Source organism: Ruegeria sp. AL1 (assembly GCF_056540905.1).
In genome coordinates, this window is the sequence record NZ_JBQFXP010000025.1 from 1 (window position 1) to 10,876 (window position 10,876).

General features: G+C 55.1%; 11 protein-coding genes. 2 read left to right on the forward strand and 9 right to left on the reverse strand.

From position 1 onward, the window contains the following. Window positions 1-270 precede the first annotated feature (270 nt). The 8 genes from ACRZ9X_RS22160 to ACRZ9X_RS22195 form a co-directional block, all read right to left on the reverse strand. Window positions 271-1,731, reverse strand: a complete 1,461-nt coding sequence (locus ACRZ9X_RS22160) for an aldehyde dehydrogenase family protein (protein ID WP_480522268.1) — start codon at window positions 1,729-1,731, stop codon at window positions 271-273. Window positions 1,732-1,814: 83 nt separating this feature from the next. Continuing rightward, the gene (locus tag ACRZ9X_RS22165) at window positions 1,815-3,389 is read right to left on the reverse strand and encodes an ABC transporter ATP-binding protein (protein ID WP_480522269.1); all 1,575 of its coding nucleotides are present in this window, start codon (window positions 3,387-3,389) and stop codon (window positions 1,815-1,817) included. Next, entirely contained in the window at window positions 3,386-4,234 is an 849-nt protein-coding gene (locus ACRZ9X_RS22170; protein ID WP_480522270.1) for an ABC transporter permease, read from the reverse strand. The genes ACRZ9X_RS22165 and ACRZ9X_RS22170 overlap by 4 nt, the downstream gene beginning before the upstream one ends. 2 nt (window positions 4,235-4,236) lie before the next feature. Further along, entirely contained in the window at window positions 4,237-5,184 is a 948-nt protein-coding gene (locus tag ACRZ9X_RS22175) for an ABC transporter permease (protein ID WP_480522271.1), read from the reverse strand. Between the two features lie 8 nt (window positions 5,185-5,192). Then, window positions 5,193-6,662, reverse strand: a complete 1,470-nt coding sequence (locus tag ACRZ9X_RS22180; protein WP_480522272.1) for an ABC transporter substrate-binding protein — start codon at window positions 6,660-6,662, stop codon at window positions 5,193-5,195. A 682-nt stretch (window positions 6,663-7,344) separates the two neighbouring features. Beyond that, a complete protein-coding gene (locus tag ACRZ9X_RS22185; protein WP_480522273.1) occupies window positions 7,345-7,470 on the reverse strand; it encodes a hypothetical protein in 126 nt (41 codons plus the stop codon). Window positions 7,471-7,848: 378 nt separating this feature from the next. Beyond that, window positions 7,849-8,181 carry a cupredoxin domain-containing protein gene (locus ACRZ9X_RS22190; RefSeq protein WP_480522274.1) on the reverse strand — a complete coding sequence of 111 codons (333 nt, stop codon included), beginning with the start codon at window positions 8,179-8,181 and terminating at the stop codon, window positions 7,849-7,851. An 8-nt stretch (window positions 8,182-8,189) separates the two neighbouring features. Then, entirely contained in the window at window positions 8,190-8,714 is a 525-nt protein-coding gene (locus tag ACRZ9X_RS22195; RefSeq protein WP_480522275.1) for a DUF4142 domain-containing protein, read from the reverse strand. Between the two features lie 340 nt (window positions 8,715-9,054). Between ACRZ9X_RS22195 and msrP the strand changes: the two genes are divergently transcribed. Both msrP and msrQ read left to right on the forward strand, forming a co-directional pair. Further along, entirely contained in the window at window positions 9,055-9,957 is a 903-nt protein-coding gene (msrP, locus tag ACRZ9X_RS22200) for a protein-methionine-sulfoxide reductase catalytic subunit MsrP (protein ID WP_480522276.1), read from the forward strand. A 4-nt stretch (window positions 9,958-9,961) separates the two neighbouring features. Continuing rightward, window positions 9,962-10,576, forward strand: coding sequence for a protein-methionine-sulfoxide reductase heme-binding subunit MsrQ (gene msrQ, locus ACRZ9X_RS22205; protein ID WP_480522277.1), 615 nt, complete (start codon window positions 9,962-9,964; stop codon window positions 10,574-10,576). Between the two features lie 30 nt (window positions 10,577-10,606). Here the strand turns inward: msrQ and ACRZ9X_RS22210 are convergent. Beyond that, window positions 10,607-10,876: hypothetical protein (locus ACRZ9X_RS22210; protein ID WP_480522278.1), on the reverse strand; the 270-nt coding region annotated here is incomplete at its 5' end.

Below are 10,876 nucleotides of genomic sequence, written 5' to 3' on the forward strand. Positions count from 1 at the left end.
TGCTTAACGACTTCACATCGTCAGGCTCATATCCTGAACGCCAGAGGTGCAAAGCCGTAAGCTACGAGAAGACAGCCTCGTTCGTTCCGGGCGCCGGAGGGCGGTAACGGTGCTACACTAGTGCTATCCTGCACAGCAAAGAACAGCTTCGATGGTGCAACCTGTTGCGGCTCCTCTTTTCCTGGATATCTCCAACAAAAAACCCCTCCAGCACCCCCGTCTGCATTGTCAGTACCGTCAGCCAAGTGAAGCGTGAATGCTCGTTTGGCGCTATCCATGTGATGCAGCGACTGTTTTCAGGGTTGTGAAGCCATAAAGTGCTTCAAAGCCTTTTTCGCGACCATGACCGGATAGACCTGTGCCGCCAAAAGGAAGTTCAACGCCACCTCCAGCGCCGTAATTGTTCAAAAATATCTGACCCGCCTTTAAGCGTTTGGCCATGCGCATCTGACGAGCGCCGTCACGCGTCCAGCAACTTGCCACAAGACCAAACTCCGTGCCATTGGCTATGGACACGGCCTCATCCTCGTCCGAGAACGGAACGACGACTTGCACCGGCCCGAAAATCTCGTCCTGAGCGAGGATATGATCGGGAGGTACATTCGCAAAAAGCGTTGGCGCGACATAGGCGCCGGTTTCTGGAGCAGACGCTACAACTTCTCCCTGGGCTGCGACTTCAAGATCAGACCCCATTGCGATGAAGTTCTCGACAATCTCTTTCTGCCGATGGGAGACGAGCGGCCCGAGATCGAGGTCAGCAAGGGCAGGTCCGGCTCGTAAATCAGCATATCGTTTCGACATTGCCGACAGCACCTCATCGTATCGACTTTCATGGACGAGAATGCGTGATGAGGCCGAGCAGGTCTGGCCCGCATTTTGGATACCGGCGTTCACTAAAAAGGGTAAAGCCGCTACAAGGTCCGCATCATCGAAGAACACCTGCGGAGATTTTCCTCCAAGCTCCAGCGTCACCGGGACAACGTTGTCTGCTGCCATTTTTTGAATACGCTTGCCTACGCCAACAGATCCTGTGAAGGATACGTGATGCACGCCCTTGTGCAGGCTGAGCGCTGCGCCCGCTTCTTTGCCAAGTCCCGGAACAACATTCAACGCGCCGTCAGGCAGCCCGGCCCGTTTTGCCAGTTCCGCGAAGGCCAGCGCAGTCAGGCATGCCTCTTCGGCGGGTTTCAGAACGCAAGCGTTCCCTGTGGCCAGCGCTGCACCAACCGAGCGTCCGATGATCTGCATCGGATAGTTCCAGGGGATGATATGGCCCGTGACGCCATGGGGTTCGCGCAATGTGTAAACGGTGTAGCCGTCTAAGTAGGGAATAGTCTGACCGTGGAGCTTGTCAGCCGCACCCGCATAAAACTCCATGTAACGGGCAAGTGCTATGACATCGGCACGGGCCTGTGTGAGCGGTTTGCCGACATCACTGGCCTCAAGCCGCGCCAACTCATCGATGTTGTCCAGAACCAGTGCGCCCAGCCTGGCCAGGATCCGGCCGCGCTCTACAGCCGTTGCCTTGCCCCAAACCCCCAGCAAAGCTGCTTCGGCCGCTTGAACGGCGCGGTCGATATCTTCAGGTCCGCCCTTCGCGATCATGCACAAGATTGAGGAATCAGATGGGTTGATCAAATCAAGCATGTCTCCGGATGCAGGGGGTACCCAACTCCCGCCGATCATGCAGGTTCCGGGGTCAATTCCAAAAACGGTCAGAGGCATAGACATTTCCTAGTTTTCTCATCCATCAAACCGGCAACACCCCATCAGGGGTCACACTCGCGGCCCGGTACGGCCCTGATCTACTCATTTCATGCGCGCGCGCGTTCCAACGAAGTCAGCTGTGGGGCCGCTGCTATCAGTGTCTTCGTGTATTCCTGTTGTGGCGAACGGAAGACCGTGTCGGTCTGCCCTTCTTCGACGATCTCGCCGTTCTGCATGACCAAAACGCGATCAGAGATCGCTTTTACGACGCTCAGATCATGCGTGATGAAAAGATAGGTCAGGCCGCGCTCGGCGGAAAGATCTGCCAGCAGGTCCAGAATTTGCGCGCGGATCGAGACGTCGAGTGCGGAAACGGCCTCGTCCAGAATGATGAGTTCCGGCTTTGTAATCAATGCGCGTGCGATGGCAATGCGCTGTCGCTGACCACCTGAAAACTCGTGAATATATTTGTCACGATCAGCGGGCTTGAGGCCGACGGATACCAGGGATTCGGCGATTTCCTCATCGGTTGCTTGACGCTCCAACCGAAAGAAAGGTTCCGCAATCAGCCGCCCGACTTTGTGTCTCGGGTTGAAAGAGCCATATGGATCCTGAAAGACAACCTGCATCCCTTGCCGGGCTGTATCGTCTGTTTGAACATCCAGCTCATTCAGCCGGATCGACCCACCCTGAATGGCATCCAATCCCAGGATTGCCCGTGTCAGAGTGGACTTTCCGCACCCGCTTTCGCCCACAAGCCCTAAACATTCTCCGCGCCGCAGGTTGAAACTGACGCTGTTGACCGCACGAAACGGTGCGGGTTTTTTAAAAAGAGATTTGCGTGGACCGGCATATTCGCGAACCATATTTTCGACGCGGAGCAGAACAGTATCCTCGATATGAGAGGATGCGTCCGGCTGGTGTGTCGATGCTTCAAACAGCGCTTTGGTGTAGGGATGTTGCATCCTTTGGTGAAGAGATGCAGCCGCGCCGCGCTCCACGACCTGACCGGTCTTCATGATGACAATATTGTCTGCAATATCAGTTACGACCGCCAGATCGTGCGTGATCAGCATCAAGCCCATACCGTCCTCGGAAACGAGTTGCTTGAGCAACCTGAGAATCTCGGCCTGGGTGGTCACATCAAGCGCGGTTGTCGGCTCATCCGCAATCAACAGTTTGGGCCGCAATGCAATCGCCATCGCGATCACCACCCGCTGTCTCTGCCCTCCCGACAATTCGTGCGGGTAGCGTGAAAGAGGGAAACGATCTTGCGGCAGCTCGCACCGAGTCAAAGTTTCCGCGGCACGCACCATCGCTTCGGCACGGGTCGTGCCCTCGTGAATGCGGATCGTTTCAGCGACCTGCTGGCCGATTGTCTGTACTGGGTTCAAGGCTGTCATGGGCTCCTGAAACACCATTCCGACGGTCTTCCCGCGAATATCGCACATGGCTGCTTCGCCGACTTGCAAGACATCCTTGCCGTCCAAGTAGATCGCTCCGGAACACTTCGAACCATCAGGAAGAAGCTGCATCACCGAGAAGGCCGTAAGAGATTTGCCAGAGCCACTTTCACCGATGATCCCGCAAACTTCTCCTGCTTCTATGTCAATCGACACACGGTCGAGGATTTGCGTGCCATGAACGGTTAACGAGAGGTCGCGAATGTTCAGAAGATTCATCGCCCGGTTCTCCGGATTCGTGGATCCAGCAGGTCGCGAAGGCCATCGCCGGCCAGGTTCAGCCCCAGCACGGTCAGCAGAATGGCAAAACCGGGAAACAGCGCCAGATGCGGCGCAATCGAGATCAGCGTCTGGCTTTCGGCCAGCATCCGTCCCCAACTTGGGATCGGGGGCTGCGCGCCCAAACCGACATAGCTCAGCCCTGCTTCTGCCAAAATGCCCAACGAGAACTGTATTGTTCCCTGAACGATCAGCAAGTTGGTGATATTGGGCAGGATATGCTCGACAGATATGCGGGTGGCCCCTTTCCCGGCGACGCGTGCGGCCAGAATAAACTCACGCGTCCACAATGGCAGGGCGGCCCCTCGGCTGAGGCGCGCAAAGACGGGGATATTAAATATACCGATTGCTATGATGGCGTTCACGGCCGAGGGGCCGAAAACAGCTGTGATCATGATCGCAATCAAAAGCGACGGAAATGCGAAGACAAGGTCATTTCCCCGCATGATCACCTCGTCCAGCCAACTTCCCCGGTTCGCTGCAGCGGCAAGCCCCAGCGGAACGCCGAACCCCATTCCTATTCCTACGGCGACAAAGGCAACTGCAATGGATGTTTGAGCGCCGACCATAACCATTGAAAATGTGTCCCGGCCAAAATGATCTGTCCCGAACAGATGCTCGGGTGATGGCGGCTTCAGCTTGGAGGCGATGTCCAGAACGGTGACGTCATAGGGCGTCCAGACAAGTGAGATCAAAGCGCCCAATGCAAAAACCGAAGTCAACGCCAGACCAAGAACCAGATTGCGAGACCGCAGTGCGCTTTTGACAAAACCCGTTTCAATCATGGCTATGACCGGGCTCTCAGTCGTGGGTCAACCCATGCATAGGCAATGTCGACTAAAAAGTTCACTACGATCACAGCAAATACCAAAAGCATCACGACACTTTCGACGACGATCAGATCACGCTGTGTGATCGCCTGAAAAACCAATCGGCCAAGCCCCGGCAGGAAGAACACGTTCTCGATTATGATCCCGCCCGCCAGAAGAAACGAGAATTGCAGACCAATGATCGTGAGCACGGGTATCATTGCGTTGCGCAATGCATGGCGCCACATGACCTGTCCCTGCGTCAGCCCCTTGGCGCGGGCGCTGCGTACATAGTCTTCTGAAAGTGTATCCAATAGAGAGGACCGCATGACGCGGGCCAGAATTGACGCTTGAGGCAAAGCCAAAGCCACGGCTGGCAATGTCAGGGCCTTCAGCCCAGCCAGGACACCCGCGTCCCATCCTGGAAACCCGCCGGCAGAGAACCATCCGAGATTGATGGCGAAAACGATCACCATCAACAGCGCGAACCAGAAATTGGGGATGGCGATCCCGAGTTGCGTCGCCCCCATCACAGAAATATCTGTCATCGACCCGCGACGCGCAGCTGCAAGAACACCGACCGGAAACGCCACAACAATAGTCAATGTCAGCGCATAAAGCGCCAGAGGCAACGACACCTGCAATCGATCCGCCACCATGTCCGATACAGGGGAACGGTACGTATAAGATGTGCCTAAATCACCCGTTAACAGACCGGAAACCCATGACAGGTACCGTTCTGCCACAGACTGGTTTAGCCCCAACTCGGCCCGAAGTGCTTCTACCGTATCTGGCTGCGCATTTATGCCCAGCATGAACGAGGCCGGATCTCCCGGCACAATTTCAATACAGGCAAAAATGACCAGGCTCGCTACAAGAAGGGATACGAAAAGCGAGCCAAGTCTTTTTACGAGGTAGGGCAGCATATAGCGCGTTATTCCGACCAGCTGACGGACGTCAAATCCACCGCTTGTGTCGGTGCGTCTTTCCAGATGCCATCCAACTTGGAGTTTACGACCGATGTCAGCGCCAACTGGAACAGATATCCGTTGACGTAGTCCTCTGAGATGACCGTCTGCGCCTGCTGCAGCAACTCAGATCGCTTGGCCGGGTCGGTCTCGATTGCCAGCGACGAAATCAGGTCCTGAAAACCCGCATTGTCATACTGAAAGTAGTATTCGGGACGCGCATAGATGCCGATATCCATCGGTTCGGTATGGCTGACGATTGTCAGGTCAAAATCATAACCCCGAAAAACCTGCTCCAGCCACTGTGCCCACTCAAGATTGCTGATCTCGGCATCGATTCCGATTGTGCGCAGCTGGGCCGCGATGATCTCTCCGCCGCGACGGGCGTAGGAAGGCGGAGGCAACTTCAGAGTTGTCGAGAAGCCATCGGGATAGCCAGCTTCCGCGAGCAGCGCCTTTGCTGCGTCGGGATCAAAAGGCGCGTTCCCTGTCAGATCGACATAATCGGGATGGTGCGGCGCAAAATGCGATCCGATGGGTGTTCCATAGCCAAACATCGCCCCGTCAATGATTGCCTGGCGGTCAATGGCCATGCTGACCGCTTTGCGCACGCGGACATCATTGAAGGGTTCGGCCTTGTTGTTGATGGCCAGAATGGTTTCACCTTCGGTGTTTCCCGCAAGAACGTTAAAACGTGGATCAGCTTCGAACTGAGCGAGGTTCTCAGGCGCCGGGTAGGTATAGAACGCGTCGATATCTTCGGCCATCATCGCAGCAAATGCCGCTGTCGGTTCAGAAATGAATTTGAACGTCGCTGTTTCCAGTTTTGCAGCGTCGCCCCAGTAATCGTCGTTGCGCGTTAGGGTGATGCTGTCGCCCTGTTTCCAGTCGCTGAAGCGGAAAGCCCCTGTTCCGATCGGGTTGGATTTGATGTCCGCGACACTTTCCTCGGCGACAATGACCGCGTCACCCCAGGCCAGATTGAACAAGAGATTGCCTTGGGGGTATTTGAGCGTTACGTTCACCGTTGTCTCGTCCACCGCGTCAACGCTCTCGATCGCTTCAAACAGTGCCTTTTGCGCGTTGGTGGAATCTTCGCCCCGCGCGCGGTCGAGCGAAAAAACGACATCCTCAGACCCAAAGCTCGACCCATCGTGGAAGGTTGCCCCGTCCCGAAGTTTGAATGTGTATGTCAGGCCATCATCGGAAATGGACCAGCTTTCAGCCAAACCGGGATTTACCGATCCATCCGATCCAAACCGGGTAAGGCCTTCAAAGACATTTGAATAGAGAACTTGGTCAATGGCAGCAGCTGCCGCAGACGTCGGGTCGAGATGCGGTGGCTCCAGCTGAAGCCCGACGGTAACATCGGTTTGGTTGGCGAAGGCAGCACTGGCCCCCAAGATTATCGCTGTCGACAGCAGTAGAGGTCTCACAATATTCTCCCTGAGATTATCTTTTTCTATTTGAATGGGCATCCCAGCGTCACAGATTACCCCGCGCGCAGCAAGCTTAGATGAGAAAAACACGGCGACAATACCGTATCTGAGAATTGTCGGCTTCTGCACAATCCAGTCAGCCGACTTAGCCGTAGACGGGTCGGGGTGTCGTGCCGATGGGAAACGGGCCAACCAACTTTCGGATGTGGAAGCGAACAAAAAATTCCGAGATGATTCAATATTTGCGGCGCGAAATTGTGTTTCCCGCGGTTCAGCCTCGTTTAATATTGAGAACTCACGTGAATTATTGACCGGGAAGCTTTGCTATCCCGATACAGCGACGTGACGAAGCTTTAACATTTTGGGGCAGGCCCATTCCCTCAAAGCTGTCCACGAGACCGCAATCTAAGCCAGCCAAAACCTTGGCGATTTTGTGCTGGCTCATATTCTTTCTACGCAGATTACGTTTATCCCGGCGCTGCGCACGCGCCACTGGTTCAGGGATATTGCTTAATGACGACCAATGCCATTACCGAAAGAACCGCAATACAGTGCCTCAAAAACCGGATCGCCCATCTTTTTCGGCGCAAGCAGACTGCGGTTCAGATACTCGCGCGATTAAAGGACGAGGGTCTCAAAGCAAAACCGATGACCGAGGCTTCTACCCTGCGTCTGGTCATCAACTGCCGCGATTGCGGAAACTGTCCTCGAACTCGGGCGTTTGGTTTTCGGCGCTGCCACCGCTTGGGCCCTCGCAGGCGGCAAGGAGAAGCAAGCTGACGGTGATGAGGGTCGCTCTGATCATTTTGGTGTCCTTTACGTTCAAACTGTAAAGACAACAGTATGTGTTGAACGATTTCAGAACAGGGCAACCTCCGTCGCGTTAACTCAAACCTATGTGACGTGGCTGTGAATGCGAGGATCGCTTTATTGAAGGAGAACTTGATTTTACCGATAGATATGGCTCGCGACCCGCAACAGTTGAGCGCACTTTTTCGCATCGTGCGCAAGTTTAGCTGCTCCCCCTGTAAACCTTTCTGCGACGATTGCCTATTCGGAGTGCCGACCTCAGACGTAATACTTGCAGGGCCAATCCGAGGAAAACCTGATACGCGAACAACCGATGAACCGCAAAAAGACCCACCATAGGGCGGGTCTTTTTGTTTTTGGAAACACCGAGGCCTCAGACGATTTCGATCTGGCCTGTCATGTGCGGGTGAAACACGCAAAAATAGGCGGACTCCATCCCGTCTTCGACGAGGATGTCGGCGCTTTCGCCCTGCTTCAGTTCCTTGGTATCCCAACTCAGATCGTTTGCCGATGCGGTATGAGGGGCGATGTCCAGATTGGTCCATCGGAGTGTGTCACCAACCCTCACCTGAATTTGCGCCGGTTCAAAGGTAAAGCGTTTGATCGCTATCTCATGGACCTGTGGCGCCTCATCCGCCCGCACACCCAAGGCCAGAGCGGTTGCCGAAACCGCCGCTCCTCCTAGAACTTTCCGGCGGGAGACCATGGATCGCATCAGTTCAGCGACTCGACCATCATTTCAGCATGACCTTCATGCGCCTTGAAAATCTCAAGACCCTGTTCAAACAGCGCTTTGACTTCGGCGTTGTCGATATTCGGGATCATGGTGCCTTCTACCAATTCGTTGACCGCCTGGTGATAGGCCAATTCATTGGCGGCATAGGCGGCATCAAACTCGGCACCGCGCAGCTGCGACAGGTTGTCGATGATCTTCTCGGCATTGGCATTCAGCGTTTGACTGAACGCATTGTCCTGGGCGGTTGCGCCTAGTTTTTCCAGCAGTCCCAGCGCAGCTTCGTTCACCGCGGTATGATCGCGGATCATGGTGTTGGCGAATTCGTGGATGTCGGGGTTTTCTGACAGAGCGAGCGCCAGATGCGCGTAACGAATGTCGATGTTGTCTGCGGTGTATGCGATATGTGCATATTCAAGATCGCTCATATCCGCGATCTCCTGAGCCGAGGCTTGCGCGCCGGTCAATGCAATTGCGAAGGCGATTGTGGAAAGAAGCTTTTTCATTGTGGAGTCTCCGTGGAGGGCTGAATCAGACCTTCAGTATTCGTGGTTTTGAAAATGAGCACATACTCAGGCGTCCGCAGAGAGACTCAGATCGTTCAAATCTCGGAACGGATGGGTAGCATGTCTTTGGGTGCATGCCGTGGTGATTATTGCCTGCGATTCGGCCAGATCAGGCCGCTTGGTGCCGAGATTTGTACGGATTGCATCTGCGTCATGGCAAAAACATACATTTTTCACATACGTTACAGTCCCGTCGCCCAATCGTGACGCATATTGCTTTGGCCCTGTGGTAAGAGCGGACTACCTCACCCCTGAGGCAGACTTATTGACGGAGACTTAAATGGCGCATCGCTGGACCAACACTTTGACACATGCCGACGTGACCCCCAGGGCGGCGTTCTTGAACCGGCGGCAGGTGATGGCCGGTCTGGCCGGTGTCGGTCTGACCACGATTGCGCGTCCGGGGGCAGCACAAGAGGCACTTGAACCGAACACGTGGGAAGAGATCACTTCTTACAACAATTATTATGAGTTCGGGACGCGCAAGGATGACCCGGCGAAATATGCGCATACCCTCGTGACCGAACCCTGGAGCATCAAGATTGATGGTCTGGTTGATCGCCCGGGCGATTACGACTTTGCGGATATCATGTCAGAAATGACGGTCGAAGAACGCATTTACCGGTTTCGCTGCGTCGAGGCGTGGTCGATGGTTGTCCCCTGGAATGGGTTCGAACTGGCCGATCTGTTGAATATGGCGGGTGTGCAGGAGGAAGCGAAATACGTGGCCTTCGAGACCGCCCTGCGTCCGGATGAGATGCCCGGCGTCCAGTTCCCGGTCCTGGACTGGCCCTACCGGGAAGGTCTGCGGCTGGATGAGGCCATGCATCCCCTGACTCTCATGGCGACTGGAATATATGATCGGCCGATTCCAAATCAGAACGGTGCCCCATTGCGGCTGGTTGTTCCGTGGAAATACGGGTTCAAGTCGATCAAGTCGATTGTGCGGATCACGCTGACGGATGAGGAACCGCCCACCAGCTGGAACATGGCGAACCCGCGCGAATACGGGTTCTTCAGCAATGTGAACCCGAATGTGGACCACCCCCGCTGGTCTCAGGCCTCCGAGCGGCAGATCGGTGGTGGTCTGTTCGCCAAACGAATTCCGACCCTGATGTTCAACGGCTACGAAGAAGAGGTCGCGGGGCTTTACGAAGGCATGGATTTGTCGAAATACTATTGAGACCATGCAGACTGTGAACCGCATATGTCACCGTGTACCCGTCTGGGCGGTGTATCTGCTGGGCGCCCTTCCGGCGCCCTGGTTGTTTTATCAGGGCCTGACCGGGGGTCTCGGGGTCGATCCTATCGAAGCGCTTGAACACCGCTATGGGGAATTGGCGTTGCAGCTGTTGATTGCGGTTCTGGCGATCTCGCCGTTGCGTCGGTATGCCGGGCTGAACCTGATGAAGTTTCGACGGGCTTTAGGTGTGCTGACTTTTGGCTATGTCAGCCTGCATTTGCTGGTCTGGTTGGTCCTGGATGTTCAATTGCTCAGCCAGATCTGGGCGGATATCCTGAAGCGACCCTATATTACGGTTGGCATGGCAGCGTTCCTGTTGATGCTTCCACTCGTCTTGACCTCTAACAATATGTCCGTTCGGCAATTGGGGCCACGCTGGCGCAGCTTGCAGCGTCTGGTTTATCCGGCGGCCGTATTGGGGGGACTTCACTATGTCATGCTGGCCAAAGGGTTTCAGATCGAGCCTTTGATCTATCTGTGTACGATTCTGGGCCTGCTTCTCCTGCGCGTCCCGTTCCCAAGTCTTTTGACCCGGTTGCGACAAGTCGATTCCGTGTGACTCGGGACGGTGAATGCCATCCCCCCTCATCTAACGTACCAAATCGGGCACTTTAGGTGCAGTGGTGCGGGAATTCTCTTGATCGAAATTCTGTAAGATGTTGATAAAAATATAAAAATTCAAATATTGCGAGTTTTTGACAGTTTTCTGAATTTTCCCCTTGCGCCTTTTGGGAGTATTACTTAGAACGCCCTTCACCGGCGCTGCTAAGGCGGTTGCTGGGACGCTGGGAACGGCGGAGACGGGCCGGAGAGACGGTTGTGACGCTCGGGAGAGACCGGGGGCATCTTGGGTTATGGA